Here is a 26,620-nt window from a genome sequence, read left to right as displayed (position 1 = left end):
ACTGGTGGCCCGGGCATGGTCGACGACCACCTCACCTCCGACGTCGTCCTGCGCGCCCGCGGCCTGGTCAAGGTCCACGGCGTGGGACGGGGCGAGCGGCGCATCCTCGACGGCGTCGACCTCGACGTGCACCCCGGCGAGCTCGTCGCGATCGTCGGGCGCTCGGGCAGCGGCAAGTCCACGCTGCTGCAGCTCCTGGGCGGGCTGGATCGCGCCGACGCGGGCAGCGTCGAGGTCGCCGGGCGCCCCGTGGCCGGCCCCCGCGCACCCGGCGAGCGCGAGCTGAGCGCGCTGCGGCGTACGGAGATCGGCTTCGTCTTCCAGTTCTTCCACCTGCTGCCCGAGCTCGACGGCGAGGCCAACGTCCTGCTGCCCACGACGCTGCCGGGCGCCGACCGCGCGTCGGCCGGGCGCGGGCGCGAGCTCATCGACCGGCTCGGGCTGCGCGACGTCGCGGGGCTGCGCCCGCACCAGCTCAGCGGCGGCGAGCAGCAGCGCTTCGCGCTGGCGCGCGCGCTCGTGGCCGATCCGGCGCTCGTCCTGGCCGACGAGCCGATCGGCAACCTGGACGCCGAGGCGGGCGACACCGTCCTCGACCTGCTGCGCGGCGCGGCCGACCACCGCCGCGCCGTCGTGATGGTCACCCACCAGGCCGAGGCCACCGCGCGCGCCGACCGCGTGCTGCGCCTCGAGGAGGGGCGCCTGGTGCCCGTGACCAGCAGCGACGGCGACGTCGCCGTCCACGCGGCGGGATGAGCTTCGCGCTGCGCACCGCCTGGGCGTCCCTGCGGGCGCGGCCCGGGCGCACTGCGCTCACCGCGACCGGCATCGCGGCGGCCGGGCTCGTGCTCGGCGTCGCGCTGACCGTCGCCTACGCGCTGTCGACGGGCTTCGGGCGCGCCGCCGACCGGGCCGGCCTGCCGACGATCGAGGCCCGGTTCGGCGACCGCGACCCGGCGGACGTCGACCGGGTCGTGCGCTCGCTGCCCAACCTGGAGGCCGCGTCCTACCGCTTCGAGCGCACGGGCCTGCGGCTCGAGGCGCCCGGCCACGATACGCGCCAGGGTGTGCTGCAGGTCGTCGCCGGCGGCCGGCGCGGCTACGCGATCGTCGACGGCCGCGACATCGCCGACCGTGCCGGGCCCCCCGAGGTCGTCGTCGAGCGCGGGCTCATGACCGACTGGGGGCTGAGGGTCGGCGACGACCTGCACGTCGGGCGCCTGGGTCCCATGCGGATCGTCGGCGCGTCGGTCGCCCCCGACAACGTGGCCTGGCCGCTGGCCAAGACGGCCAGGGTGACGGTCTCCGAGCAGGCGCTGCTCGCGCGCTTCGGCGCACGGCCGGGCGAGCGGTTCCCGGTCAACACCGCGCTGCTGTGGGCCCGGGACCCGTCGCGCGCCGACGTGCTCGTCTCCGCCGCGCGGCAGTCGTCCTATGGCCTGCGCGGGCTGCGCTTCCTGACCCGCGGCGGCGTCGAGGCGCTCATCGGCCAGGCGGCCGGGATCGTCGTCGCGCTGCTCGTCGCGTTCGGCGTGGTGGCCGCAGGCCTGGCCGGGGTCCTGCTGGTTGCCGGCGCCCAGTCCGAGGTCCGGCGGGCGCTGGACCGCATCGGCCTGCAGCGCGCGATCGGGGCGGCACCCGGCGCCGTCGTCGGGGTGCACGCGGCCCGCGGCGCGCTCGTCGCCGCGCCGGCCGCCGCGATCGGGCTGGTCGCCGGAGCGCTGGCGGGCGCTGGGCCGACGCGGCGCGTGCTGGCCTCGCTCAACGAGCTGGCGCCCGGCGCCGGGACGGTCGCTCTGCTGCTGGCCGGCCTGTGGGTCGCGGCGGTCGGGCTCGTCACGGTCGCCTCGGCGCTGCCCGCGTGGCGCGCGGCGCGCCGGCGCCCGGCCGAGCTGCTGCGCGGCGGCGACGTCGCGGGCGGCCGCCCGCGGGCGGGTCGCACCCGCGGCGGCCTGGCCGCGCTCGGCGCGCGCCTGGTCGCCGCCCGGCGCCTGCGCTTCGCCTCGGTCGTCGCGGTCCTGGGCACCGCCGCGGGCGTCGTGCTCCTGCTCCTGGCGCTGGCCACGCTGCTGACCCGGCTGCGCGACGACCCCGCGACGCTGGGCAAGCGCTACCAGCTCACGACGCGGCTGCCGCCGCAGGACACCGGCGCCGTGGAGGCGATCCCCGGCGTGGCGGCCGCCGCGCTGCGCTACTCGATCGACGCGGTCAGCGCGACGTCGCTGGGCTCCCCGCTGAAGGTCATCGCCTACGCCGGCGACCACACGCGCTTCGAGGCGCCGCCGCTGGCGTCGGGGCGCCGCGTGCGCAGCGCCGGGGAGGCCGAGGTCGGCGTCGGCCTCGCCGACGCCCTGGGCCTGCGCCCCGGCGCCACGCTGGTCATCCAGCCCCGGTCTCCGCGCGAGGCGCGCTTCCGCGTCGTGGGGGTGGTGCGCACGCTGCAGGACGAGGGCCGCGTGGCGTTCGTGCGCCCCGACCGGCTCGTGGCCGCGGGGGCCGCGCTCGACGGCCCGATGGTCCTTGCGCTGCGCCCGGGCGCCGATCGCGCGCGGATCGCGCAGGGCCTGCGCGCGCTCGGCGCCCGGGCCGACGCGGTCCGCGGCGCGACGGGCGACAACGGAGCCTTCCTCGGGGTCCTGGCCGGGCTGCTGCGCGTCGTCGCGGGCGCCGTGGCGCTCGTGTGCCTGCACGCGCTGGTCGGCGCGCTGGCCCTCACGGCGCGCGAGCGCCGCGGCGCGGTGGCGACGCTGCGCTCCGCCGGCGCCGACGCCCGCGCGCTGCGCCGGCTGCTGGGCGGCGCCGCCGCGGTGGTCGTCCTGCCCGCGATCGCCGTCGCGGTGGCCCTGGAGGCCCTCGTGCTCTCGCCGCTGGTCGCCCGCCTGGCCGCGGGCTACGCCGACCTCCCGCTCGGCGCCAGCGTCGCGCAGATCGCGCTCCTGGCCGGCGCGCTGTCCGTGCTGGCCTGGGTCGCGGCGTGGGTGACCGGGCGCCGCCTGGTCCGCGAGCCGGTGCTGGCGGGCCTGAGGGAGGAGTCATGACCGCGCACGGCCGGGCAGCGTCATGAGCCGCGGGCGCACCCGCCGCGAGCTGCTCGGCGCCGCCGGCGTGGCCGGGGCCGCCGCGCTGCTGGGCTGCGGCGGCACGGCCGGCCCTCCCGGCTCGACGCTGGCGCGCACGCTCGTGGACCCCGATGGCGACGGGCTGCTCAGCCGCGGGCCGGGCGTCGCGCTGGCCGACCGCACCGACCTGGCGCCGCGTGCGGCGGCCTCCGGCGCGGTGGCCACGGTCGCCCAGGTCTCCGACCTGCATGTCCGCGACGCGCAGTCGCCCGGCCGCGTGGCCTTCCTGGACCGCCTGGGCCCGCGCCTGGGCTCGGCGTTCCGCTGGCACGAGACGCTGACCGCGCAGGTCGTGGCCGCCACGGTCGCCTCCGTCAACGCCGCGCGCCCCGACGTCGTGCTCGTGACGGGCGACCTCGCCGACTCGGCCCAGCGCAACGAGCTGGAGTGGGCCGTGACGCTGCTGGGCGGCGGGACGGTCGTCCCGGACTCGGGCCGCCGCGGCTACCAGGGCGTGCAGGCCGAGACGATCGCCGACCCGCTCTACTACCGGCCCGACGTCGACGCCCCGCGCCACCCCGGCCTGCTGGACCGCGCGGTGGCCCCCGTGCGCAGCCCCGGGCTCCGCGCCCCGTGGCACGCGGTCCTGGGCAACCACGACATCCTGGTCGCGGGCGAGCTGGCCCCGACCGAGGCCACGCGCGCGGCCGCCACCGGCGACCGGCTGCTCGTGACGCCGGCGCCCGCGCTGCTGCAGCAGCTGCGCGGCACGCAGCTCACCCGGTCCCAGGTCGACGACCTGCTGCGTGCGGGTCTGGACGGCGACGCGCTGCGCGTCGCGCCCGACCCCGCGCGCACCCAGCTCGGCGCCGACGACGTCGTGGGACGGCTGCGCCGCGGGGCCGGCAAGCGGCTCGACTACGCCGTGAACGTCGGCGCCGACCTGCGCATCGTGGTGCTCGACGTCGTGCGCCGCGACGCCGGCTCGGGAGGCGTGGTGGTCGCCTCCACCCTCGCGTTCCTGCGGCGCGCGCTGGCCGCGGCGGGCAACCGCTACATCATGGTCGCGCTGCACCAGCCGCTGGACCAGACCGCCGGCGCGGACTCGGTCCTCGACGTCCTGGACGCCGACCCGCGCGTCGTGGCCGTCCTGGCCGGCCACACCCACCGCAACGCCATCGCGCCGCGGCGCACCGCGGCGGGCGGGCACTGGCACATCACGACGGCGTCGATCGTCGACTGGCCCCAGCAGTGGCGCATGCTGCGCCTCGTGCACACGCGCGGCGGGGCGACCGCGCTGGAGACCTGGCTCGTCGACCACACGGGGCGCCCCCGCGACGAGGGCGACCTGGCCGGGATCGCCCGCGACCTCGCGTTCCTGGACCCCCAGGGCGGCCGGCCCGCCGGCGCCGCCGGGCCGCCGGGCGCGCGCAACGTGCGCCTGCACCTGCCCGCCCGGCCACCGCGACCGCCGGCGCGCCCCGGCGTGCCGCGGCCCCTGCCGGCCCTCACGGCGCCGGCGACGCTCGGGGCCGGCGACGCGGTGGCGTGACGGAGGCGGGGGCGCCGCCCGGGGCCGGAGGTCCTCGGCACCGGGGTGTGGCCATGGGCCATCCACGTGCCCACGAGCGCCGCAGGTGGCGCGTCGGCGCTCATCAGCCCATCGGATGTCGCGAACGTGGGGTCATGCCCCACCTCCGCGCCATCGACGGCCCCCCGCGCCTCGAGCGGGCCGCGGAGCATCTGAGAACCGCCGGGCGGGCGGCGCCGCGGCGACGCTCAGACGATCTCGCGCCGCCCGGAGAACGCCCGGCCGAGCGTGACCTCGTCGGCGTACTCCAGGTCGCCGCCCACCGGAAGCCCGGACGCCAGCCGGGTCACGGCCACGTCGGGCGTCCGCTCGCGCAGGACGCCCGCGATGTGGTGCGCGGTGGCCTCGCCGGTGGTCGTGGGGTTGGTGGCGATGACGACCTCGCGCACCTCACCGCCCTCGACGCGCCGGTAGAGCTCGGCGAGCTTGAGGTCCTCGGGGTCGACGCCGTCGATCGGCGACAGCGCGCCGCCGAGCACGTGGTAGCGGCCCCGGAACTCGTGCGTGCGCTCGACGGGGAGCACGTCACCGAACTCCTCCACGACGCAGATCACGCGCGGGTCGCGCCGCTCGTCCTGGCAGATGCGGCAGCGCGGCTCGTCGGCCAGGTTGAAGCAGATCTCGCACTGGCGGATGCGCAGCTTGACCTCGCGGATCGCGTCGGCCAGCGCGTTGGCCTCCTCACCGTCGACGCGCAGCAGGTGGAAGGCCAGCCGCTGCGCGGTGCGCTGGCCGATGCCGGGCAGCTTGCCCAGCTCGGTGACCAGGCGCTGGACGGGCGGGGCGAGCACCGCCCGGCTACCGGTTCTTCTTGGCGGCCGCGCGGCGGGCCGCGCGGTTGAGCTGCGGCCCACCGCCCCCGGCCCCCGGCCCGCCCGGGCCGCCCAGGCCGCCGAGCGCGCCGCCGAGGCCGAGGCCCTCGAGTGCCTGCATCGGGTCGAACCCGCCGGCGCCGGCGGCGCCCTGCATGGCCTTCTCCTGGAGGTCGACGACCTGGCGCAGCGCCTCGTTGGTCGCCGCGAGCACGAGGTCCTGGAGCATCTCGACGTCCTCGGGGTCGACCGCGTCGGGGTCGATGGTGAGCGCCTCGATACGCAGGTCGCCGGTGACGACGACCTTGACCATGCCGCCGCCCGCCGAGGCCTCGACGCGCTGCTCCTTGAGCGCGTCCTGGGCCTCCTGCTGGGCCGCCATGGCCTCCTGGGCCTGCTGGAGCATCTGCTGGATGTTGGGCTGGGGCATCAGGCCGGGCCTTCCTCGTCGGGCTGGTGGTCGACGGCGTCGAACTCTGCGCGCAGGCGGGCGATGAAGTCGTCCTCGCCCAGCACCTCGGGCTCGACGCCGAGCTCTTCGGGCTCACGCGTCTCGTACAGCAGGCGCGGCGGCACGCCGGTCAGCGCCTGGAACGCCGCGCCGAGCACCCGCCGCGAGGCCGCGTCCTCGGCCTTGCGCTTCTGGAAGGCCATCGCCGGCGTGAACGCGAGCGTGACGTCGCGGCCCGCGACGGTGATCGGGCGGGCCTCCGCCAGGCAGCCGGCGAGCATCTGGTTGGTCTCGGCGACGCCCTGCAGGACGGCGGGCCAGAGCTCCTGGACCATCGCGAGGTCCAGCTCGCCCAGCGGCGGCGGAGCGGGCGCCGGCGTGGGCTCGGCGACCGCGACGGCAGACGGCGCCTCCTCACGGGCGGGCTCGGGCGCCGCGGCGCCCGGCTCGGCGACGGGCGCGTGAGGCGCGGGCGGGGCCGGCGGCGCGGGCGCGGGCGCGGCCGCGTGCGGCACAGCGGCGGGCCGCGGGGCGGGCGCGGCGCCCGACAGCGCCTGCTCCAGGCGCTCCAGGCGGGCCAGGAGCGCCCGCGTGGAGGGGTCGACCTCCGGGGCGGCGGCCTTGACGAGCGCGACCTCGAGCTGGGTCTGGGCGTCGGCGCCGTCCTTGGCCAGGCGCATCCCGGCGGCCAGCAGGTCGAGCAGCCGGACGGTGTCGGCGCCGGTCAGCCGGCCGGCCTGGTCGGCGAGCCGGGCGTCGCGCTCGGCGGTCATCGCCAGCTGCGAGGGCACCTCGCCCAGCGTCTGCACGACGAGCACGTCGCGCGCGTGGGTCTCCAGGTCGCGCAGGAACTGCGCCGCGTCGCGCCCGGACTCGGCCAGGCGCGCCGTGACCTGCCAGGCGGCCCGCGCGTCGCGCGCGCCGACGGCGTCCAGCGCGCCGAAGAGCAGGTCGTCGTCGGCGACGCCGAGCACCGCGAGGGCGTCGTCGGTGTCGATGGACGTGCCCGAGTAGGTCACGAGCTGCTCGAGCGTGCCGAGCGCGTCGCGGTAGGAGCCCGTCGCGTTGCGCGCCACGAGCGCGACGGCGTCCGGGGCGATCTCGATGGCCTCCTTGCCCGCCACGCGCTGCACGACGGTCGCGAGCTGCTCGACGGTCGGGCGGCGGAAGTCGAAGCGGTGGCAGCGGTCGACGACCGTGTCCATGATCTTCGCGGCCTCCGTGGTGGCCAGGACGAAGATCGTCGACGGCGGCGGCTCCTCCAGCGTCTTGAGGAACGCGTTCCACGCCGCCGTGGACAGCATGTGCGCCTCGTCGAGGATGTAGACCTTGTAGCGGCCGCCGACCGGGGCGTACTGGACGGAGTCGCGCAGCTCGCGGATGTCGTCGACCGAGTTGTTGGAGGCGGCGTCCATCTCGATGACGTCCATCGACGACGCCGAGGCGATCGACACGCACGACTCGCAGCGCCCGCAGGGCGTCACCGTCGGCCCCTGCTCGCAGTTCAGGCACGCCGCCAGCATCTTGGCCATCGACGTCTTGCCGGTCCCGCGCGAGCCCACGAACAGGTAGGCGTGGTGGACCTTGCCCTGCTCGATCGCGTTGCGCAGCGTGCGCACCACGTGCTCCTGACCGATGACGTCGTCGAACGTCCGCGGGCGGTGGCGGCGGTAGAGCGAGGGTCCGGCGGGCACGGGCAATCGAGTGTAGGGCGATCGCGGCCCCCGAGCCGGACCGCGGCGGGTGCCGGCACGGGGCCGGCTCCAGCGGTCCGCGTAGTCTGCCAGCCATGGCCGACACCCTCCTCGACGAGCTCTTCACCTGGCTGCGGATCCCCAGCATCTCGACCGGCGGCGGGGACCCCGCCGACCTGGAGCGCGCCGCGCAGTGGGCCGTCGACAAGGTCCGCGCGGCGGGCGGCGAGGCCGAGCTGGTGCGCATCGGCGGCGGCAACCCGCTCGTGATCGGCGAGCTGCGCGCGGCGCGCGAGGATGCGCCGACCGTGCTCATCTACGGCCACTACGACGTCCAGGGCGCCGAGCCCCTGGACCTCTGGGAGAGCCCGCCGTTCGAGCCCGAGGTCCGTGACGGGCGGGTCTACGCGCGCGGCGCCGCCGACGACAAGGGCAACTTCCTGCCGCTGCTGCACGCGGCGTGCGGGCTGGCCCAGGCCGGCGAGCTGCCGGTCCACGTGCGGGTGGCGATCGAGGGCGAGGAGGAGGCCGGCGGCGAGTCCATCGCGGCCTGGCTGGCGGCCGACGAGCGCGGTGCCGACGCGGCGATCGTCTACGACAGCGGCATGGTCGGCCCCGACCTGCCGGCGATCTGCGTCGGCCTGCGCGGCGTGGTCCTGCTGACGTTCGAGGTGCGCGCCGCCCGGCGCGACCTGCACTCGGGGATGTACGGCGGCAGCGCGCTGAACTCCCTGCACGCGCTGCACGCCGCGCTGGCGGCCGTGCTGCCGGGTCCCGACGGCCGCGTGCGCGACGAGCTGCGCGTCGGCATCGCGCCGGTCGCCGACGCCGAGCGCGCCACGTGGGACGCGCTGCCCTCCGGGCAGGAGGCGCTGGACGCCGCGGGCGCCCGGCCCGCCTACCCCGCGGCGGCGGCCGAGTACATCGAGCGCAACGGCAGCGACACGGCGGTCGACGTCAACCAGATCGTCGCGGGCGACGCGCGGACGGTCATCCCGGCGGTCGCACGCGCGACGATCTCCATCCGCCTGGCCCCGGGCCAGGACCCCGACGCGATGGGCGCCGAGCTGCTGCGCCTCCTGCGCGGGGGGCTGCCCGAGGGGGCCGAGCTCGAGGTCGTCAGCTCCCACAGCGCCCAGCCCGCGCTGTTCGGCGTCGACACGGCCGCGATCCGACTGGCCGGCGAGGCGATCGAGCGCGCCTGCGGGGTGGCCCCGGCGTTCGTGCGCAGCGGCGGATCGATCCCGATCGTCGCCGACCTCGGCGCGAAGGGCATCCCGACGATCGTGACCGGCTTCGTCCTGCCCGACGACCCGTTCCACGCGCCCAACGAGTCGTTCTCGCTGCGCGGCCTGGAGCTCGGGGAGCGGGCGGCCCGCGAGCTGCTGGCGGCCCTGGCCGCGCTGGGCGACGGCGCGCCACAGTAGCGTGCGCGGCCGCATGCGGCCGCGCCCTCTCGTCGTCCCCGCCGCCGTCTCGGTCGCCCTCGCGGCGCTCGTGTGGCTGGCGTGCACGCCGGCGCGCTTCGTCAACTACGACACGGAGTACGCGCTGCTGTGGGGCAACGACCTCGTCCATGGGCGCACGCCGGACTACAGCGTCGCGTTCGCGCCGACCCCGCACCCGCTGGCCACGCTGGTCGGCGCGCTCGGCGCGTTGGTCGGCACGGGGTTCGGCGAGGGCCTCTTCGAGGTCCTCGCGTTCCTGGCCCTCGGCGTCCTGGGCTGGCTCGTGTTCGCGCTGGGGCGCGCCTGGTTCGGGACGGCGGCCGGGGTCGTCGCGGCGCTCGTGGTCCTCACGCGCGAGCCCGTCCTGAGCTACGGCGTCCGGGCCTACGTCGACATCCCCTACCTGTGCCTGCTGCTCGGCGCGCTGCTCGTCGAGACCCGGCGACGGCGGGCCGGCACGCCGGTCCTGGTCCTCGTCGGCCTGGCCGGGCTGCTGCGGCCCGAGGCCTGGCTGTTCGCGATCGTCTACGGCCTGTGGCTCTGGCGCGGCGGCGCGCTGCGCCCGGTCCACGTCGCGCTCATCGCGGGCGCGCCGGCGCTGTGGGCGCTCAGCGACCTGGCGATCACGGGCGACCCGCTGCACTCGCTGACCGGCACGCGGTCGACCGCGGCCGACCTCGGCCGCGTGACCGGGCTGCAGCACGTGCCCTCCACGCTGCCGCGGAGGCTCGGCGAGATCCTGCGCGAGCCCGTGCTGCTCGGCGCCGCCGGCGGCGGCGTCCTGACGCTGTGGCGCCTGCGCGACCGCGCGGTGCTCGGCGTCACGGCCGGCGTGGTGGCCGTCGTGGCGTTCTGCGTGCTGGCCGCCGCGGGCCTGTCGATCCTCACGCGCTACCTGCTGGGCCCGGCGGCGATCCTGGCGATCTTCTGCGGCGCCGGCGTGGCGGGCTGGACAGCGCTGGCGCGCGACGACCCCTGGCGCGTGCGCTGGATGGCGTTCTCGGCGCTGACGGTCGTGGCGCTGGCCGCGTTCGCCCCCTCGCAGGTCCACCGGCTGCGGAGCACCCGTGGGGCGCTGATCACGCAGACCCACATCCTCGACGAGCTGCACGACCTCGCGCCGCAGACGGCTGGGCTGCGCTGCCCGCTGACCGTGCCCAACCGCCGTGCGGTCCCCCAGCTCGCGCTGTGGACCGACCGCCGGCCCGCGGCCATCCTCAGCGCCCAGGAGCACGGGCGCTACGCGCGCCCCGCGTTCGTCCCCGCCTCGCCCGCCGTGGCGGAGCAGTTCGTCCTGGACAAGGGCGATCTCGACCGCACGCTGCCGCCCGCGCCCGGCGGCGCGCCGACGGCCCGCGGCCGCTTCTGGCTGCTGTTCGGCGGCTGCGGCTGAGCGACCACCCTTGACATCGTCGGGTGAGTGAGTACATACTCATTCCTGCATGACGCCCGCAGCCGCCACCAAGCGCACGCTGTCGACGGCCGAGGAGCGGCGCGAGGAGGTCCTCTCCGCCGCGATGCAGGTCTTCGGCGAGCGCGGCTTCCTGGGCACGCCGACCATCGACGTCGCCAAGGCCGCCGGGATCTCGCAGGCCTACCTCTTCCGCCTCTTCCCGAGCAAGCTGGACCTCATCCTGGCCGTCGTGCAGCGCTCCAACGAGGCGATCCGCTCCGCGTTCATCGAGGCCGCCGCACAGGCCCGCGCCGACGGCCGCGACGTCAAGGAGGCGATGGGCGAGGCCTACGGCGAGCTGCTGGCCGACCGCCGGCTCCTGCTCACCCAGATCCACATGCACGCCGCGGCCGCCGCCATGCCCGAGGTCGCCGAGGCCTCGCGCGCCGGCTTCGCCGACCTGTTCGCCGTCGTCGAGCGCGAGACGGGTCTGCCCCCCGAGGGCATCCAGAGCTTCTTCGCCCACGGGATGCTCATGAACGTCATGGCCGCCATCGGCGCCGACGGCACCCACGGCCGCTGGGCCGAGGTCCTGCGCGTCTGCTGATGCGGTCCCCTTTTTTTGCCCACCGAGTGAGTAAGCACTCACTCTCACCAACCACGGTCCGGGAGGCCGAGATGACCCCTTCCCCCGAGTCCGCGCGGCCGCGTGCCGGCTGGACCTTCGCGATCGTCAGCGTGGCGCTCTTCATGGTGACGCTCGACAACCTCGTCGTCACCACCGCGCTGCCGACGATCCGCACCGACCTCGGCGCCTCGATCAAGTCGCTGGAGTGGACGGTCAACGCCTACACCCTGGCCTACGCCGTCCTGCTGCTCACCGGCGCCGCGCTCGGCGACCGCTTCGGCCGCCGGCGGATGTTCTCCCTCGGCGTCCTGCTGTTCACCGTCTCCAGCGCCGCCGCCGCGCTCGCCCCGACGACCGGCGCGCTCGTGGCCGCGCGTGCCGCGCAGGGCCTCGGCGCCGCGATCGTGACGCCGCTGACGCTGACGCTCCTCTCCGGCGCCGTGCCCGCCGCCAAGCGCGGCCTCGCGCTCGGCGCCTGGTCGGGCATCTCCGGCCTGGGCGTCGCGCTGGGCCCGGTCGTCGGCGGTGCCGTCGTCGACGGCATCTCCTGGCACTGGATCTTCTGGCTCAACGTGCCGACCGGGCTCGTCCTCGTCCCGCTCGCCGCGCGCTACCTCGGGGAGTCCCACGGGCCCGCGAGCCGCCTCGACCTCCCGGGCATCGGCCTGGCCGGCACCGGCCTGCTGGGCATCGTCTACGGCATCGTGCGCGGCGAGGCGCTCGGCTGGACCTCGACGACGATCGTCGCCTCCATCGGCGCCGGCGTCGTGCTCCTGGCCGCCTTCGTGGCCTGGGAGGGCCGCGCCAAGGCGCCGATGCTGCCGCTGCGCTTCTTCCGCTCCCGCGCGTTCAGCGCCACGAACGGGACGTCGCTGGCGATGTTCTTCGGCGTCTTCGGCTCGATCTTCCTGCTCTCGCAGTTCTTCCAGACCACGCAGGGGCTGTCGCCGCTGCAGTCGGGCCTGCGCGTGCTGCCGTGGACGATCATGCCGATGGTCGTCGCGCCGGTCGCCGGGCTGCTCAGCGACCGGATCGGCGCGCGGCCGCTCATGGCCGGCGGCCTGGCCCTGCAGGCCATCGCCATCGGCTGGCTCGCGGCGGTGACGACCCCGACCGTCGCCTACTCGGCGCTGCTGGTCCCGTTCGTGCTGGCCGGCACGGGCATGGCGCTCGTGTTCGCCCCGGCCGCCAACGCCGTGCTCGGCGCCGTGCGCCCGGAGGAGGCCGGCCAGGCCTCGGGCGCGACGAACGCGATCCGCGAGCTCGGCGGCGTGCTGGGCGTCGCGGTGCTGGCCTCCGTGTTCACCCACGACGGCGGCTACACGTCGCCGCAGGCCTACGTCGACGGGATGACCGCCGCGCTGCCCATCGGCGCCGCGGTCCTGGCCCTCGGCGCGCTGCTGGCGCTGCTCATCCCGGGCCGGCCGCGCACGGGGGCCGCCACGGCCGAGGCCGATCCGGCGATGGTCGCCGTGGCGCCCTCCCCGACCGGCGCCGCCTGAGCGGCGGCGCGCGGCGCGCCGCCCCCGCGGCCGTGACGACGAAGGCCCCGCCGGATCCCGGCGGGGCCTTCATGCTGCAGATCAGCGGACCGTGCACCCGACCTCGACATGCGTCCCTCGGGCGCCACACCGGAGGGCGGCTCCGGCACCGGGAACTCCCGCTGCGCTCGCCGGTGATCGCTTAAGGCTGCTTCCTTCCGGACCTGACCTGGTTCACGAGCCGACGCCGCGCGGGACCCGGGCCATCAGCGCCGCCACGGCGCGCAGACCCCGTTGGCCACACCCCTCAACCGGGGATTCAGCCTCGCTAGAGCGGATTGCGAGCGACAGGGCACCGCTACCTCCCCGCCTAGCACGGTCCGCGACGGAGTCTAGCCGTCCGCGGCGCGCGCGGCCGCGTGCGGCGCTCAGACCGTCTCGCGGCCGTGGTCGCGCCAGAGGTCCAGGGCCGGCCCCTTCGGGACGATGCCGGTCGGGTTGATCTGCGGGTGGGTGCCGTAGTAGTGGCGCTTGATGTGGTCGAAGTCGACCGTGTCGGCGACGCCGGGCTGCTGGTAGAGGTCGCGCAGGTAGCCCGAGAGGTGGTCGTAGTCCTCGATGCGGCGCAGGTTGCACTTGAAGTGGCCGACGTAGACGGCGTCGAAGCGCACGAGCGTGACGAACAGCCGCCAGTCGGCCTCCGTGATCTGGTCGCCGAGCAGGAACCGGCGCGTGGCCAGGAGGTCGTCGAGCCAGTCCAGCGTCGCGAAGAGCTCGTCGAAGGCCTCCTCGTAGGCCTCCTGCGTCGAGGCGAACCCGGCGGCGTAGACCCCGTTGTTGACCGTGGCGTAGATCCGCTCGTTGAGCTCGTCGATCGCGTGGCGCAGGTCCTCGGGGACCAGGTCGGGGCCGTCGTCGCTCCAGCCGTCGAGCATCCGGATGATGTCGGCGCTCTCGTTGTTGACGATCCGCCCCTCCTGCGTGTCCCACAGCACGGGGACGGTCACGCGCGCGTCGAAGCCGGGCTCGGTGGCCTCGTAGGCCTCCTGGAGGAACGCGAAGCCGTTGACCGGGTCGGGGCGCTGCGGATCGAAGCGCCAGCCGCGGTCGTCGCGGATCGGGTCGAGCACGGTCATCGGCAGGTCCTCCTGCAGGCCCTTGAGCATGCGCACGATCACCGCCCGCGAGGCCCACGGGCAGGCCAGCGAGACGTAGAGGTGGTAGCGGCCCGGCTCCGGCCGCTCGTCGACGCGCTCGCGGAAGCGGCTGTCCTGGCGGACGAAGCGGCCGCCGCCGTCGCTCTCGCCGGCGAACTGCGGGGTCGCGCTCACGGGCGGATGGAGCTCGGGGGGATGGGCACGAGGATCGGGCGTACCCGCAGGGCGCGTGCCCTGATCGCCGGTGGGCGTCAGGAGCCCTGCCCGGGCGCCTGGCCCTGCGCCGGCGGCCCGGTCTGCCCGCCGCGGGGGTCGGCGGGCCGCCGCCGAAGCGGCCGCCGGGACCCTGCTGGGTCGCCGACGAGGAGCCGAACGAGGGTGGTTGGCCGCGTCGGCGACGGTGGCGCCGCCGGCGCCAGGGTCCGGGTCCGACTCGATCGCCCGCGCGACGAGGTGGGCGGACAGGGCGAGCAGGAGCACGAGCAGCGCGTCGGGGTTGTTGACGCGGGCCACGGCGATCGACACGGGCGACACGGCCAGCGCGAGCGCGGCCGGCAGGGCGGCCCGGTGGCCGAGCGTCGGGCGGACCGTCGCGTGCAGCACGCCGACGGCCGCCGCGCCGCAGGGCGCCTGCGGCAGCAGCATGGAGAACGACCAGAAGCCGAGGATGCGACCCGAGGCGCGTCAGGCCCAGCCGATCAGCAGGGCGGGCCAGGAGCAGCGTCCCGAGCAGGGCCGGCCGCGACCACGCCAGGTCCCCGGGGGCGCCGCGCGCGCGGCGTCAGGCCGGCGGCTCCGGCGCCGCCGCGAGCGCGTCGAGCTCGGGCACGTGGGCGCGCAGGCTCGGGAGGTTGATGACGATCCCCTCCTGCGTGCTGCGCGCGATGACGACCACCGCCTCCTCGTCGGGCGACGGGTTCTCCTCGCGGTGCGGCACGTAGGGCGGGACGTACATGTAGTCGCCGGGCTCGGTCTCGATGCGCCGCTCGGCACCGTCCTCGAGGAAGACGAACACGGGATGCCCGCTGACGACGTAGATGCCGGTCTCGGCCTCGCCGTGATGGTGGTCGGCCGAGACCATCCCCGGGCCGACGTGGGTGCGGCCCATCCAGAGCTTGCGCGAGCCCGTGCGCGCGCCGGAGATCGCCTCGTAGCGGCGCATGCCCGGCGTCTGGGCGGTGTCCTCGCTCAGCGCGTCGTGCCCCGTGTGGTGCAGCCGCAGGTGCCACGCGGCGGTGCCCGGATCGTGCGAGCCCTCCATGGGGGTGCAGCCTACCCGCCTCGGGACGGCCCGGTCCCCGTGTGCCCCTCGGAGCCGATGAGCAGGACGCGCGTCCCGGCGCGCGCCCCTTGGGGGGCGCCGGCCGCGGTCAGCGACCCGACGCCGACCGGGACCAGGACGCGGTCGTGGGCGCCCTCGGCGAAGAGCGTCGCGTAGCCGTCGATGCCCCACTCGGCCGGGCCGCCCGCCGCGCCGACGTCGGCGACGAGCACGGCCCGTCCTCCTGCGCCGTGCGCTCGGCCTGCGCGACCGCGTCCTCGTGGGCTCCGTCGACCACGACGACCTCGGCGCCCTCGCCGGCGATCGCCCGGCGCCGCGAGGTCAGGGCGCGTAGCCGGGCAGCCGGCGGTGGAACGCCGCGGCGCCGTCGTCGGGCGGCGGCACCGCGGCCGGATCCCACGCGGGGTTGACGAGGGCCCTCACGGATCGGCCTCGGCGTGCACCGGAGGCAGGGCGCTGCGGGTGCAGGTCATGCCGGTCATCTTCGCCGCGTCTCCGGCGTCGGGGCTACCGCAGTGGCTCGGCGGCATCCGCCCGGCTGGACCCGGGCGTGACGTGGTGGGTTCTGCGGGCCGACGGCGCGGCGCCGGGGACGCCGGTGCGCTGCCGGGTGCGTTCGGCCCGCCGCGCCAGGTCCTGCTGCGCGAAGCGCGCGGAGAGGTGATGCAGTGGAGTTGACATCGATCGTGATCCGTTCGGTGCTCGGGTGATGATCCGGTTCTGTCGGCGCCGCGGCGCCCGGCGCCGTCAGGCCCCCAGGGGCGGGCCGACGACCTGCGTGCCCAGCCGTGCCTGCTCGGCCATGACCCGCTCGATGTCGAACGCGACGACGCCGGGCGCGGGCAGCGTGCGCTCGGCGGCCGGGACGCCGAGGTGGCGGAAGAGCTCCTCGAAGGTCCCCGGGGTCATGACCCCCAACATCACCGCGACGGGGCTCAGCACCCGGAAGGTGTGTGGCACGCCGCGCGGGATGAACCCGCTCGTGCCCGGGCCGGCGACGTGCGTCCGGCCGTCGAGATCGAAGCCGGCGTCGCCCTCGAGCACCAGGAAGGCCTCGTCCTCGCGGGTGTGGATGTGGCGCGGCGGGCTGAAGCCCTCGGGCATCGTGGCCCGGAAGACCGTCATCCGCCCGCCGGTCGCGTCGTTGGGCACCAGGAACTCGAAGAGGCTGTTGCCGTACCACCGCGGCTCGCTCTCGCAAGCGACGTAGGGGTGGCCGGCCGGGATGGTGGTGGCTGTCATGGGGGCAGCGTGGGACAGCCCCTTGCCTGGCGCGAATGATTCAACGAGCATCGAATCCGTTGCCGGGACCGCCGACCCGCCCGACGCTGGATCCATGAACGTCATCCGCATCGACCACGTCTCGCTCAACGCCTCCGACCGGACCGCGTCGCTGGCCTGGTACGCCGAGGTCCTCGGGCTGCGCGCCGGCGACCCGCACGACGTCCCCGACCAGCCGGTCTTCCTGGGCCCGGCGGGCGCGCGGCTCGGGCTCTTCGCCGACCGTGCGGCCGGCCTGCGCCATGTCGCGCTGGCGACCACCGCGCCGGTCCAGGCCGCGCTCGCCGCACGGCTGGACCAGCTCGGCATCACCTATCACCCCGAGCGCCACCGGGACAGCGACTCGATCTACGTCCCCGATCCCGACGGCACCATGTTGGAGGTCATGGTCCCGCGGACCTGACCGCCGATGGTGCGCTTCGTCTTCTCGGTCGAGGACCTCGCCCGCACGCGCTTCGCCATCTCGCCGATGCTCGAGCTCGTGCACTCGCTCGTCGCGCTGCGCGATCCGGCGCATGCCGCGCTGCACGTGCCGTGGCTGCGGTCGCTGAGCGGACGCCTCGACGGCCTGGCGCTGCAGGACGCCGTCGCGCTGCTGCCGCCGCGCGGCTTCACCCCCGACTTCCTCACGCCGCCGCCCAGCGGTCCGCTGGGAGGCATCGAGGAGGACCTCGCCGCGCTGCGGGCCACGCGCGCCGCCCAGATCCGTGAGGAGATGCGCCTGTTCGCCTCCCAACACCCCGGGGCGCGCGAGACGGCCGAGCGCTGGATCGCGCACCCTCGCCGCGAGGTGCGCGGGCTCGCCGACCTGCTCGAGGAGTACTGGGAGCGCGCCGTGGCGCCCGTCTGGCCGAGGGTGCGCGCGTTCCTCGACGCCGACGTCGCCCACCGCGCGCGACGACTGGCCGAGGGCGGAGCCGCCGGGCTGTTCGCCGACCTCGCCGACGGCGTGAGCTGGGACGAGCGCCACGTCGAGGTCGACGTCCCGCGCCACCAGGCGACGATCGCGCTCGGCGGCCGCGGGCTGCTGCTGATGCCCACGGCGTTCTCCGCGGTCCGCCCGTTCGTCATCGATCGCGGGCCGTGGCAGCCGACCGTGATCTATCCCGCGCGCGGCATCGCCACGCTGTGGGAGGACGCGGCGCCGGCGCCCGACGGGCTCGCCCGCCTCCTCGGCGTCACGCGCGCGGCGGTCCTGGCCGACCTCGCCGCGCCGCGTTCGACGACGCACGTCGCCGAGCGCCTGCGGATCAGCCCCGCCAACGCCTCACACCATCTGACGGCCCTGCGCGACGCCGGCCTGGCGACCGGACGGCGCGAGGGCCGCAGCGTGCTGTACGTGCGCACGCCGCTCGGCGACGCGCTCGTGGCCGGCTGACCGGCCCTCCCCGGGGGTCACGCGGAACCGGCCCGCGTGGCGCTCACCGCCGCGTGACCCGCCGTCAGTCCGCCGCCTGTCGCCTCCGGCTAAACTGCCGCGCTGGACAGTCCGGCGCCAGCCGATCCCTGCGCCGTGGGCAGGAGGCAGCACAGGGCGGTCCGAGTAGGGCGCGTAGCTCAGTGGGAGAGCGCTCGCTTCACACGCGAGAGGTCGCAGGTTCGAAACCCGCCGCGCCCATCGCCATAAGGCCTGCAAATTGGGGCCTTATGGCGCAGGCGGATGTGGCGCGCCGGCGAGGTGGGACGCGGGCGGTCCATCGCCCGGTGGAGCGATCGTGAAGGCGCGGGCGGTCCCGAAGATCCTGGGATCGACGCGACCGAGTAGGTCCTCGCCGCGGAGCTCGCGGCGCAGGTTCTCGCTGGGATGCGCTCGTTCTCGCGCACCGACAGAGCGGCGGTGTGTGGGCTGATCAGCACGCTGGGCTCAAGCATGGCGGGCAGCAGGTCGGGGTCGTCGAGCGGGTCGATCCCGTCGCCGACCGACCGGATCGCATCCATCAGCTCGGCGGCCGGTGGCGTCGTGGCGGCAACCGCCAGCGTGCTGCTCGTGACGTGTGGCGCAGGGCGGGGCACACCGCTCTAGCGTCCACCGCCCGGCGATTCTTACGGCTGCTCTCGGGTGGTTCGCTGCGGGAGACCGCGCCGGAGGACCTCGGCGAGGACGACGGCATCGTTGTGCTCGGTGTCGTGAGCAGCGAAGACCAGGGTCAGCGTGCCGTCGCGCGCCCGACGGCGCAGCGCCGTCAGCAGCGAGGGATGCTCACGCAGCTGATCGATGTACCGACGGCGAAACTCCTCGAAGCGACTCGGCTCATGGCCGAACCACTGCCGCAACTCCGTGGTCGGCGCCAGCTCCTTCTCCCAGCCATCCAGCCTTGCCCGATCGCGTGACACCCCGCGCGGCCACAGCCGATCGATCAGCACTCGATACCCGTCCGCGTCTTCGGCGGGGTCATACGCGCGCTTCAAGCGAATATCCATCAGAGCTCCTCGCGGGACCGTTGCCGTATGCCCCTAGCGTCGCAACATCGGCGGATCGACACCGCGGACGAAGAGGATCAACGTGAACGTATGGCGCAACTTGTGGACGCTGACGCCCTTGGGCAGCGGCGGCTGCCCGCCGAGGTCGAAAGCCGAGGTCCTCCCGCCCGGCGCGCGCGTTTGCATGGTGGATCGCGGGCTCGTCGCGCAGCGCCGCGAGCATGTCGACGTCGCGGATCCCGGCCTCGGTCTTGGAAGCGCGGACGGTGATGCGGCCGTGGGGGAGGCCGACATGTCCCAGCGCAACGCGGTCGCCTCGCCGATGCGCAGGCCGGCGTGGCGATCAGCGCGCGGCGGCCCGCGGTGCGCGCCTGCGGCGCGGCGTCGAGCTCGGTGGCCGCGTCCAGGAGCGCGATGATCTGCTCGCGCTGTCGAGGAAGACCGGCCGGGCCCGGCGCGCCTCTCGCCCCAGACGTTCGGAACGTCCCGAGGCACGTCAGCTAGCCGCCGGGCGGCGGGCCGAAGCCCTGAGGCGCGCCGGAGGGCGCCGCGCTGTTGCCGGGCGGCGTGCCGCCGCCGGTGCCGAACAGCGCGCCGAGGCCAGAGCCGGCGTTGGCGGCCGTCGCGGTGACCGAGGTGGCCTTCAGCGTGCCGTCTGCGGCGGTCGTTCCGCGAACGATCACCGTGTCGCCCGGGTGAACCGCGGAGGCGTGGCTCTTGGTCGTGCGGGTGACCGTCGAGCCCTTCTGGGGGCGTACGCGGATCGTTGTGCCGGCGTTCGTGACGACGTACAGCGTCGAACCGCGGGTGTTGGCGACCGTGCCGACAGTCGGGGTGGCGCCGGCGTCGCCGCCAGCGGCCTGCGTGCCGGGCACGGCGCCCTGCCGGCCCTGTCCGGCGCCGGGGGCCGCGAACGCTCGCAGCCCACTGGGTGCGCCGCTTGCCGAGGACTCCTGGCCCTTCTGCACCTGCACGCCGGCGATGAAGCCGGCGGCGACGAGCACGACCGCTGCCAGCGCGCCGGTGACCGGCGTCACGATGCGGCGGCGCGGCCGCGGCGGCGGGAGCGGCTCCTCGTAGCCGTCGGCGTAGGGGTCGTCGTCGAGGACGAGCGTGGGATCGGTGGTCTGCGGATCGGTCATTCGAAGCGGAGGGCGTCGATGGGACGCAGGCGCGCGGCGCGGCCTGCCGCGTAGGTGCCGAAGAACAGCCCGGCCAGGACGGCCGCACCGAACGACAGCGGGATCGAGTACAGGGCGATCACCGGCTGCACGCCGGCGATCTGGAAGCGGCTGCCGACCACGCCGACGACGACACCGGCGATGCCGCCGAGCATCGAGACGAGCACCGCCTCGGTCAGGAACTGGCTCAGGATGTCAGAGCGCCGCGCGCCGACGGCCTTGCGGATGCCGATCTCGCGAGTTCGCTCGGTGACGCTGACCAACATGATGTTCATGACGCCGATGCCGCCGACGAGCAGCGAGATCGCGGCGACGGCGCCCAGCAGCGTGGTGAACACGCGGGTCGCCTGGTCGGAGGTCTCGAGGATCGACCCCTGGTTGATGACTTGGAAGCCCGGGTTGGTGGGGTCGCTCACGTGGTGACGACCGGAGAGGATCGTGGTGACCTCGGACTGCGCGGCGTTCAGGGCACCCTCCGAGCGGGCCTGCACGACGATCTGATTGATCGATCCGTACCCGGTGAGCGTGTCCTGGACCGAGGTGAGCGGCGCGATGACCACGTCGTCTTGATCCTGGACGCCGTTCGACCCCTTGGACTTGGTCACGCCGACGACGGTGAACGACGTGCCGTTGACGCGGACGGCCTGGCCGACGGGATCGGTCCCGGAGAACAGGTTGCTGACGACCGTGGGGCCGATGACCACGACGCGCCGGTGGTGCGTGACGTCGCTGTTCGTGAACATCGCACCGTCGGCGACGCTGTAGTCGCGCGCCTGGGCATAGGCGGGCCGCGTGCCGACGAGCGAGGACGGCTGGTAGCTGACCGAGCCGGCCACGAGCGTCGCGGAGCCGTTGACGACCGGCAAGGCGCTCTTGACGTCGGGTGCCTCGAACCGGTCCTGGAGAGCGGTCGCGTCCTTCTCGGTGAGGGTGATCCCGCCGCCGCCGAAGAAGCCGGGCCCGCCGCGAACACCGCCGGCCTGCACCAGCAGGACGTTGCTGCCCAGCGCCTGGATGCCCGCCTGCACCTGGTGCTTGCTGCCGTTGCCAACCGCGACGAGGATGATCACTGCCGCCACGCCGATCGTCATGCCGAGGATCGTCAGGCCCGAGCGCAGCTTGTTGGCCAGGATACCGCCGAGCGCGACCCGCGCGATCTCCGCGACGCTCACGCAGCCGCCTTCGCCGTTCGTTGGTCGGAGATAACGCGGCCGTCGGCCAGGTGCACCACGCGGTCGGCGCGCTCGGCGACGTCGTGCTCGTGGGTGATGAGCACGATCGTTCGGCCCTCGACGATGAGCTCGTCGAAGACGCGCAGCACGTCCGCCGTGGAACGCGAATCGAGGTTGCCGCTCGGCTCGTCGGCGAGGATCAGCGAGGGGTTGGTGACGATCGCCCGGGCGACCGCGACGCGCTGCTGCTGGCCGCCTGACAGCTCTGAAGGCAGGTGGTGCACGCGCGGTCCCATGCCGACCGTCTCCAGTGCGTGGAGCGCCCGGCGGCGGCGCTCGCCGCGACCGAGCCCCGCGTAGGTCAACGGCAGCTCGACGTTGGCGAGCGCCGTCGTGCGCGGGACCAGGTTGAAGGCCTGGAAGACGAACCCGATCTTGCGGTTGCGCAGGTCGGACTGCTCGTCCTCGTCCAGTACGCGTACGTCGACGCCGTCGAGGAGGTAGCGCCCGGACGTCGGCACGTCGAGGCACCCGAGGATGTTCATCAACGTGCTCTTGCCCGAGCCCGAGCTGCCCATGATCGCGACGTACTCGCCCGTTGCGATGCGCAGCGAGACGCCGTCGAGCGCGTGGACGGCCAGGTCGTCGGTGACGTGGTAGGTCCGCCGGACGTCCTCGACGGCGATGACCGGCGGGGGCGCGCTCACCGGACCCCTCCCCGGAAGCCGCCGGGCGGCCCGGCGCCGCCGCCGAGGCCGCCGCCCAGCCCACCGCCGCCGAAGCGGTTGCCGAAGCCGGTGCGGCTGGCGCCGCTCGTCGCGCCGGTCGCACCGGCCGCACTGGCCGTCGTCGAGGTCACGACGACCTGGTCGCCCGCCTGCAGCCCGCTGAGGACCTGCGTCGTCGAGTCGCCCGCGATGCCCGTCTGCACCTGGCGCGCCGCGCGCTTGCCGCCGCTGACGACCGTGACGCTCGAGCCTCGCAGCGCCTGCGTGGGCACGACGACGCCCGAGACCTGCGAGGTGACGATGTCGGCCGTGGCGCTCATCCCGGCCTTCAGGCCGCCTGTGGTCTGGGTGAGCACGATGTCGACCGGGTAGCTGACCGCGCCGCTGGAGGTGCTGCTCCCGCCGAGGGCGCCCCCCGCCCCGGACGAGGAGCTCGAGGAGGACGACAGCACACCGATTGAGCTGACCTTGCCGGCGACCGTCTCGCCCGACGCGGCGTTGATGGTGATCGTCGCGGGCTGGCCGACCTTCACCTTGCCGATGTCCGACTCGCTCAGGCTGACCTGGAGGTGCATCCGGCTCAGCTGCACGAGCGTGATGAACGCGCTCGACGAGGACGAACTGCTGGCCGCCGCGCCGCTGGCGGACGAGCCGCCGACCTGGTCGCCGACGGCACCGTTGATCGCCGACACGGTTGCGGCGGCGGGCGCGCGCAGCTGGGTGGCCGTGACCGCCTGTTCGGCCTGGTCGACCGCGACCTGCGCGCTCTGCACCGCCGCAGCCGCCGATGCCTCGCTCTGGCCCGAGCCGCCGCCCGACGCGGAGCCGCTTCCCGGGGAAGCGGCAGGGTTGGCCGAGCCGCCCGAGGACCGGGCGCTCGGCGCCGCCTGCGGCGCGCTCGATGTGGTGGTCTTCGTCGTCGTGGCCGGCGCCGGGGTCTCCGTGCTCACCGGCGTGCTGGTGCTCGCGGGCGTCGCGGACGACGACGTGTAGGCGGCGGCCACAGCGATCGCCGCCGCCGTGCCGGTGCTCGTCGCCGACCCGGTCTGCGTCGACGACGACGACGAGGACCCTGACTGCACGTCGGCCAGCGTCGCCTCCGCCTCGGCGAGCTTGGCCCGGGCGGTTGCGAGGTCCGCCTCCGCGGAAGACGGATCGATGCGAGCGAGCAGCTGACCCTGGGTGACGTGCTCGCCCTCGTGCACGTAGATCTTGGTGACCTTGCCCGAGGCGCCGAAGTCCAAGTTCATCGTGCTGGCCGGCGCGAGGTTGCCGCTGCCGGAGACCGTCGACTGCACGACGCCCTTGCTCACGGTCACAACGCGCTCGCGCGTAGCGGACGCTGTCGTCTCGGGACCGACGACGATCACTGCCACGACGACGAGCCCAACGGCCGTCGCGAGCAGGACGAGGGTGAGCGGGGATCGAAGTGCTCGAGCCATGCGAGCCGGCACGCTCGCCCCCGACCATGAGCGGGACCTGACAGGAGCCTGAGAGCTTCCTGAGGATCCCCCAGCGAACTCTCAGGCTGCTCTCGGGAACGCGCGGCTCACTCCATGGATCATGGTCGTCCGCCTCGTGCCCCTGTCCGTGCTGGCCGTCGCCGCCGTCGCGCTCACCGCCTGCGGCGGCTCGTCGTCGTCCTCTTCATCGCAAGCCGACGCCTCCACGACCACGGGCGGCAACGCGTCGCGCGCCAAGTTCCGCCAGTGCCTCGCCGACCAGGGCGTGACGCTTCCCGACCGCACGCCGCCCTCCAGTGCCACGCCACCGCCAACCGGCGCGCCTCCGAGCACCGGTACGCCGCCGGGGCCGGGTGGCGGCGGGTTCGGGGCCCAGGACCCGAAGACTCGCAAGGCCTTTCAGGCTTGCGCGAAGTACCGCCCACGGGGCCGGGGCCGCCTCGCCGGCCCCGGCAACGGCCAGGGACCCAACGCGCAGGTCTTCACTGCCTACCTGAGCTGCATCAAGAGCAAGGGGTTGAAGATCGACGCCTCGCAGGGCTTCCGTGCGCTCGGCTCCCTCGACCGCAGCGACCCGAAGGTCACCAAGGCTCTGAACGCCTGCCAGTCCAAGCTGCCGCAGGGGCCGCCCGCTGGTGGCGCGCCGCCCGCGAACGCACCTGCCGGCCAGACCTAGACCGGTCGTCCGCGGCGGCGCGTCCAGCCGCCGGGCGGCAGGCCGGCTGACCTCTCGTGTCTTCTCGGTCCGTACGCGTTTGGGCAGCGGTGCCGTAACGCGGTCGAAATGGCCCCATTGCGGCGGACCGGCCGCAGCGGACGCCAACAGCGAGCGCCGGCGAACCCACCGCGGCGCCCATCGCCGTAAGGCCTGGAAATACAAGCTTTACAGCTCGGCCGGTGCTCGGAGTGGCGATGACGGCGGCATGATCCGTCGTTCGGATCCGTCGTTCGTTCCGTGGCCTGGCCCGCACGGCCGACCGCAGCAGGTCCGACCGCCGGCCAGCGCGCCCGAAAAGCCCGCAACGCAAGGCGATGGGACGCGTGCGCGCCATCGCCCTATGGGGCGATCGCGAAGGCGCGGGCGGTCCCGTCATCCGTCTTTCGTGCCGGGATTGGCTCGGCGACGTCGCCATGCCACGACCGCTCACCGGCCGCATCATCGAACGCCACCTCGTGGGTGGACTGGCGCCCAGATGCGTCGGGCACCGACGGAGTGGCCGGCCGGACCTGTCAGTGCCCACGTGCGCGGCTCTTCAGGACGAAGCCGAATCAACGGCCATAGACGGCATGGCACGCCGATGGATTAGACGAATTGCTGCGACGGCATCGTCCGCGGCCGTCGTTGTGGTGCTGAGGGGAGCGGTGCCGAGGTCCTGGGCCGGCTTGGAGGCGACCGGCGGTCGCCCGGGCGGCGCGATCGGCCGACTCGATCCGCCACCTCGCTCCGGGACCGAGTTCCTCCTGGCTCCGCCCGACCCGGGGGGAGCCGGTGGTGCGGCCGGCGTTGGTCGGGACCGGGCGGACGTCGAGGCGACGGTGGTCCGGCCGGCGCCGCGGTCACCAGATCGGCCCGTCAGGCGCGACCGGATCACGAGGGGCCCAGGACGTCTTTCCTGGTGCCGAAGGGCTTCGGGCCCGGGCCGCGTCCGTCTGCATGTCGAACCTGACTACGGGTTGGCGGCGACGTTGCCGATACCGTGAGGTGTGTCGTCGTCCTCGATCGCGTCGCCTGCTTTGGCGCCGGTGGTTCTTCGCCGTCGTGGCGATGGTGCGCTGCGATCGCGGGCAGCGAGGGGCAGCGAGGCGGCCTTCGCCGTCGTCTACGAGCGACACCATCAGGCGCTCTATCGCTACTGCCGGTCGATCGTCGATCACGACGAGGACGCCTGCGACGCGCTGCAGAGCACGATGGCGAGGGCGTTTGCGGCGCTGCAGCACGAGGACCGCGACTTCGAGTTGCGGCCGTGGCTGTTCCGGATCGCGCACAACGAGTCGATCTCGTTGCTGCGCCGACGCCGCAGCACGTGCGAGTTGGGCGAGGCCGGCGAGATCGGCGGCGATGCCATGGAGCGGGTGGTCGAGCTCCGGCAGCAGCTGGCCGAGCTGCGCGGCGATCTCGACGAGCTGCCCGAGCGTCAGCGAGAGGCGTTGGTGCTGCGCGAGCTCAGCGGCCTCAGCCACGAGGAGATCGCGGTCGTGCTTGAGTCCTCGCCGCGCGCCGTGAAGCAGACGATCTTCGAGGCCCGCGTCGCGCTCCTGGAGCACCGCGAGGGACGCGAGATGGAGTGCGAGCCGTGCCGGCGCGCGCTCTCTGACGGCGACAAGCGCGTCCTGCGAGGACGCCGTCTCCGCTCGCACCTGCGGTCCTGCGTGATGTGCCAGGCCTTCCAGTCCGATCTGCAGCGACGCCCAGGAGAGCTCGCCCTGCTTGCTCCGCCCCTTCCGCTGGCCACAGGCGCCGCCATGGCCGCTCATCTGCTGGGCGCCGGTGCGAAGAGCTCGGGCGCTCTCGGTGCGTCATCGGCCTCGACCGGCATGGTGGCGACCGTGACGGGGAAGGTGGCGTTGGCCGCAGCGGTGGCGGTGACGGCCACCGGCGGGGCCATCGCCGCGCCGCCCGTCTCACAGATCTTCGGCTCTGCTCCAGCCGCCGGCGCGAAGGCTCCCGTCGCCGCGCCGAGCGGGACGCGCCCTCATGCATCAGGCTCCGAGTCCGGGCCGGCTGGGATCACCTCTGCGCACGTGCGCGACTCGCTCGGCAGGGGTCAGCGCATGGGTCCGCCGGGCGGTGTGCCGCAGTCCGCAACGCGCTCGGCGCCCGGCCCGGCAGATGCTGGTGGAAACACGATGTCGTCGCGTCCTGCCACCCGGAGTTCAACCCCGGTCGCGACCATCCCCGGCATGCATGCCGGCTCTGGCCACGACGGCGCTGAGGCCGGTCGGACGGCCCGCGCCGTCGTGCCCGGCTCGCAGCGCTCACCGGCCACGACGACGTCTCCGTCGGGACGCCGCGCCGGCTCGGCAGGCAACCGTCACGCGCCGGCGCAGAGCACCGCCCCGACGGACGGCGCAAAGGCCCAACATGCCCCGCCGGGTGCGCCCGCCGGCGATGATCACGGCACCGGGAGCGGCCTCCAGGCTACGGCGGGGAGCGACCACACCCCGGCTTTGACGCCGTCTGGCTCGGCCCGGGCTCCACAGGGGTTCCAGCCCGGCGCGGCTGTCCCCGCCTCGCCCGCGGTGACGACGCCGACGGCAGCACCACCCGGGCCTCGGCGTCCCAAGGGACTCACCCGCCGCCCGCCTCGGGCCCCGCGACGCCATAAGGACCCATAGGCGCTCACGACGGCTCCTCGACCACCGCCGGACGACGCCGCG

The 26,620-nt window shown here is 75.0% G+C and carries 23 protein-coding genes, 1 tRNA gene and 1 other RNA gene; 12 read left to right on the top strand and 13 right to left on the bottom strand.

Features of this window, described 5'->3' with window-relative positions:
• The first annotated feature begins 15 nt into the window (after window positions 1-15).
• The 3 genes from FSW04_RS07590 to FSW04_RS07580 are packed head-to-tail and all read left to right on the top strand — an operon-like array spanning window position 16 to window position 4,611.
• The gene (locus FSW04_RS07590) at window positions 16-756 is read left to right on the top strand and encodes an ABC transporter ATP-binding protein (RefSeq protein WP_146917928.1); all 741 of its coding nucleotides are present in this window, start codon (window positions 16-18) and stop codon (window positions 754-756) included.
• Entirely contained in the window at window positions 753-3,038 is a 2,286-nt protein-coding gene (locus FSW04_RS07585) for an ABC transporter permease (protein ID WP_146917926.1), read from the top strand. The genes FSW04_RS07590 and FSW04_RS07585 overlap by 4 nt, the downstream gene beginning before the upstream one ends.
• A gap of 22 nt (window positions 3,039-3,060) precedes the next feature.
• Window positions 3,061-4,611, top strand: a complete 1,551-nt coding sequence (locus FSW04_RS07580; protein ID WP_146917924.1) for a metallophosphoesterase family protein — start codon at window positions 3,061-3,063, stop codon at window positions 4,609-4,611.
• 227 nt (window positions 4,612-4,838) lie between these two features.
• On the opposite strand, the gene recR is transcribed toward FSW04_RS07580, so the two are convergent.
• The 3 genes from recR to dnaX are packed head-to-tail and all read right to left on the bottom strand — an operon-like array spanning window position 4,839 to window position 7,607.
• A complete protein-coding gene (gene recR / locus FSW04_RS07575) occupies window positions 4,839-5,441 on the bottom strand; it encodes a recombination mediator RecR (protein ID WP_146917921.1) in 603 nt (200 codons plus the stop codon).
• A 7-nt stretch (window positions 5,442-5,448) separates the two neighbouring features.
• Entirely contained in the window at window positions 5,449-5,892 is a 444-nt protein-coding gene (locus tag FSW04_RS07570; protein WP_146917919.1) for a YbaB/EbfC family nucleoid-associated protein, read from the bottom strand.
• Complete coding sequence (dnaX, locus tag FSW04_RS07565; protein WP_187369332.1) at window positions 5,892-7,607, bottom strand: DNA polymerase III subunit gamma/tau; 1,716 nt, start codon at window positions 7,605-7,607, stop codon at window positions 5,892-5,894. The genes FSW04_RS07570 and dnaX overlap by 1 nt, the downstream gene beginning before the upstream one ends.
• Before the next feature lie 95 nt (window positions 7,608-7,702).
• Between dnaX and FSW04_RS07560 the strand changes: the two genes are divergently transcribed.
• From FSW04_RS07560 to FSW04_RS07545, 4 genes are all read left to right on the top strand, one after another.
• Window positions 7,703-9,034, top strand: a complete 1,332-nt coding sequence (locus FSW04_RS07560; RefSeq protein WP_146917914.1) for a M20/M25/M40 family metallo-hydrolase — start codon at window positions 7,703-7,705, stop codon at window positions 9,032-9,034.
• 13 nt (window positions 9,035-9,047) lie between these two features.
• Window positions 9,048-10,448 (top strand): hypothetical protein, encoded by a 1,401-nt coding sequence (locus FSW04_RS07555; RefSeq protein ID WP_146917912.1) that lies wholly within the window; start codon window positions 9,048-9,050, stop codon window positions 10,446-10,448.
• Between the two features lie 49 nt (window positions 10,449-10,497).
• Window positions 10,498-11,055: a TetR/AcrR family transcriptional regulator gene (locus FSW04_RS07550; RefSeq protein ID WP_146917910.1), complete on the top strand. Its 558-nt coding sequence runs from the start codon at window positions 10,498-10,500 to the stop codon at window positions 11,053-11,055.
• A 71-nt stretch (window positions 11,056-11,126) separates the two neighbouring features.
• Entirely contained in the window at window positions 11,127-12,578 is a 1,452-nt protein-coding gene (locus FSW04_RS07545) for a DHA2 family efflux MFS transporter permease subunit (RefSeq protein ID WP_146917908.1), read from the top strand.
• Between the two features lie 89 nt (window positions 12,579-12,667).
• On the opposite strand, the gene ffs is transcribed toward FSW04_RS07545, so the two are convergent.
• The 5 genes from ffs to FSW04_RS07520 all read right to left on the bottom strand — a co-directional run bounded on the left by ffs (window position 12,668) and on the right by FSW04_RS07520 (window position 16,238).
• Window positions 12,668-12,936: signal recognition particle sRNA large type (ffs, locus tag FSW04_RS07540), an RNA gene on the bottom strand.
• Between the two features lie 49 nt (window positions 12,937-12,985).
• Window positions 12,986-14,359, bottom strand: coding sequence for a glutathione S-transferase family protein (locus tag FSW04_RS07535; RefSeq protein ID WP_146917906.1), 1,374 nt, complete (start codon window positions 14,357-14,359; stop codon window positions 12,986-12,988).
• A gap of 136 nt (window positions 14,360-14,495) precedes the next feature.
• Window positions 14,496-14,975: a cupin domain-containing protein gene (locus FSW04_RS07530; RefSeq protein WP_146917903.1), complete on the bottom strand. Its 480-nt coding sequence runs from the start codon at window positions 14,973-14,975 to the stop codon at window positions 14,496-14,498.
• 11 nt (window positions 14,976-14,986) lie between these two features.
• Entirely contained in the window at window positions 14,987-15,208 is a 222-nt protein-coding gene (locus FSW04_RS07525) for a hypothetical protein (protein ID WP_146917901.1), read from the bottom strand.
• Window positions 15,209-15,743: 535 nt separating this feature from the next.
• On the bottom strand, window positions 15,744-16,238 hold the full coding sequence (locus FSW04_RS07520; protein WP_187369331.1) for a quercetin 2,3-dioxygenase: 495 nt from the start codon (window positions 16,236-16,238) through the stop codon (window positions 15,744-15,746).
• A gap of 94 nt (window positions 16,239-16,332) precedes the next feature.
• On the opposite strand from FSW04_RS07520, the gene FSW04_RS07515 reads away from it, so the two are divergent.
• The 3 genes from FSW04_RS07515 (at window position 16,333) to FSW04_RS07505 (ending at window position 17,895) form a co-directional block, all read left to right on the top strand.
• Entirely contained in the window at window positions 16,333-16,680 is a 348-nt protein-coding gene (locus tag FSW04_RS07515; RefSeq protein WP_187369330.1) for a VOC family protein, read from the top strand.
• 6 nt (window positions 16,681-16,686) lie between these two features.
• Complete coding sequence (locus tag FSW04_RS07510) at window positions 16,687-17,655, top strand: ArsR/SmtB family transcription factor (protein ID WP_146917894.1); 969 nt, start codon at window positions 16,687-16,689, stop codon at window positions 17,653-17,655.
• Between the two features lie 168 nt (window positions 17,656-17,823).
• Window positions 17,824-17,895, top strand: a tRNA-Val gene (locus FSW04_RS07505).
• Between the two features lie 425 nt (window positions 17,896-18,320).
• Here the strand turns inward: FSW04_RS07505 and FSW04_RS07500 are convergent.
• The 5 genes from FSW04_RS07500 to FSW04_RS25765 form a co-directional block, all read right to left on the bottom strand.
• Complete coding sequence (locus tag FSW04_RS07500) at window positions 18,321-18,698, bottom strand: DUF488 domain-containing protein (protein ID WP_146917891.1); 378 nt, start codon at window positions 18,696-18,698, stop codon at window positions 18,321-18,323.
• 500 nt (window positions 18,699-19,198) lie between these two features.
• A complete protein-coding gene (locus FSW04_RS07495) occupies window positions 19,199-19,840 on the bottom strand; it encodes a hypothetical protein (protein ID WP_146917889.1) in 642 nt (213 codons plus the stop codon).
• Window positions 19,837-21,051 (bottom strand): ABC transporter permease, encoded by a 1,215-nt coding sequence (locus FSW04_RS07490; protein WP_146923571.1) that lies wholly within the window; start codon window positions 21,049-21,051, stop codon window positions 19,837-19,839. The genes FSW04_RS07495 and FSW04_RS07490 overlap by 4 nt, the downstream gene beginning before the upstream one ends.
• Entirely contained in the window at window positions 21,048-21,758 is a 711-nt protein-coding gene (locus FSW04_RS07485) for an ABC transporter ATP-binding protein (protein ID WP_146923569.1), read from the bottom strand. The genes FSW04_RS07490 and FSW04_RS07485 overlap by 4 nt, the downstream gene beginning before the upstream one ends.
• Window positions 21,755-23,092, bottom strand: coding sequence for an efflux RND transporter periplasmic adaptor subunit (locus FSW04_RS25765; RefSeq protein WP_187369329.1), 1,338 nt, complete (start codon window positions 23,090-23,092; stop codon window positions 21,755-21,757). Before FSW04_RS25765 ends, FSW04_RS07485 begins: the two co-directional genes overlap by 4 nt.
• A gap of 250 nt (window positions 23,093-23,342) precedes the next feature.
• Between FSW04_RS25765 and FSW04_RS07470 the strand changes: the two genes are divergently transcribed.
• Both FSW04_RS07470 and FSW04_RS07465 read left to right on the top strand, forming a co-directional pair.
• The gene (locus FSW04_RS07470) at window positions 23,343-23,918 is read left to right on the top strand and encodes a hypothetical protein (protein WP_146917887.1); all 576 of its coding nucleotides are present in this window, start codon (window positions 23,343-23,345) and stop codon (window positions 23,916-23,918) included.
• Between the two features lie 1,028 nt (window positions 23,919-24,946).
• Window positions 24,947-26,578: a sigma-70 family RNA polymerase sigma factor gene (locus tag FSW04_RS07465; RefSeq protein ID WP_146917885.1), complete on the top strand. Its 1,632-nt coding sequence runs from the start codon at window positions 24,947-24,949 to the stop codon at window positions 26,576-26,578.
• Window positions 26,579-26,620 lie beyond the last annotated feature (42 nt).

The organism is Baekduia soli, assembly GCF_007970665.1.
Taxonomy (GTDB): Bacteria; Actinomycetota; Thermoleophilia; order Solirubrobacterales; family Solirubrobacteraceae; genus Baekduia; species Baekduia soli.
This window is presented reverse-complemented; position numbering and strand designations above follow the sequence as displayed.

Bases quoted from the DNA above. Each gene is read 5' to 3' on its own strand.
- FSW04_RS07590 (WP_146917928.1), top strand. From the start codon at position 16: ATGGTCGACGACCACCTCACCTCCGACGTCGTCCTGCGCGCCCGCGGC.
- FSW04_RS07585 (WP_146917926.1), top strand. From the start codon at position 753: ATGAGCTTCGCGCTGCGCACCGCCTGGGCGTCCCTGCGGGCGCGGCCC.
- FSW04_RS07580 (WP_146917924.1), top strand. From the start codon at position 3,061: ATGAGCCGCGGGCGCACCCGCCGCGAGCTGCTCGGCGCCGCCGGCGTG.
- FSW04_RS07570 (WP_146917919.1), bottom strand. From the start codon at position 5,892: ATGCCCCAGCCCAACATCCAGCAGATGCTCCAGCAGGCCCAGGAGGCC.
- FSW04_RS07560 (WP_146917914.1), top strand. From the start codon at position 7,703: ATGGCCGACACCCTCCTCGACGAGCTCTTCACCTGGCTGCGGATCCCC.
- FSW04_RS07555 (WP_146917912.1), top strand. From the start codon at position 9,048: ATGCGGCCGCGCCCTCTCGTCGTCCCCGCCGCCGTCTCGGTCGCCCTC.
- FSW04_RS07550 (WP_146917910.1), top strand. From the start codon at position 10,498: ATGACGCCCGCAGCCGCCACCAAGCGCACGCTGTCGACGGCCGAGGAG.
- FSW04_RS07545 (WP_146917908.1), top strand. From the start codon at position 11,127: ATGACCCCTTCCCCCGAGTCCGCGCGGCCGCGTGCCGGCTGGACCTTC.
- FSW04_RS07535 (WP_146917906.1), bottom strand. From the start codon at position 14,359: ATGCTGCTGCCGCAGGCGCCCTGCGGCGCGGCGGCCGTCGGCGTGCTG.
- FSW04_RS07530 (WP_146917903.1), bottom strand. From the start codon at position 14,975: ATGGAGGGCTCGCACGATCCGGGCACCGCCGCGTGGCACCTGCGGCTG.
- FSW04_RS07520 (WP_187369331.1), bottom strand. From the start codon at position 16,238: ATGACAGCCACCACCATCCCGGCCGGCCACCCCTACGTCGCTTGCGAG.
- FSW04_RS07515 (WP_187369330.1), top strand. From the start codon at position 16,333: ATGAACGTCATCCGCATCGACCACGTCTCGCTCAACGCCTCCGACCGG.
- FSW04_RS07510 (WP_146917894.1), top strand. From the start codon at position 16,687: ATGGTGCGCTTCGTCTTCTCGGTCGAGGACCTCGCCCGCACGCGCTTC.
- FSW04_RS07500 (WP_146917891.1), bottom strand. From the start codon at position 18,698: ATGGATATTCGCTTGAAGCGCGCGTATGACCCCGCCGAAGACGCGGAC.
- FSW04_RS07495 (WP_146917889.1), bottom strand. From the start codon at position 19,840: ATGACCGATCCGCAGACCACCGATCCCACGCTCGTCCTCGACGACGAC.
- FSW04_RS07470 (WP_146917887.1), top strand. From the start codon at position 23,343: ATGGTCGTCCGCCTCGTGCCCCTGTCCGTGCTGGCCGTCGCCGCCGTC.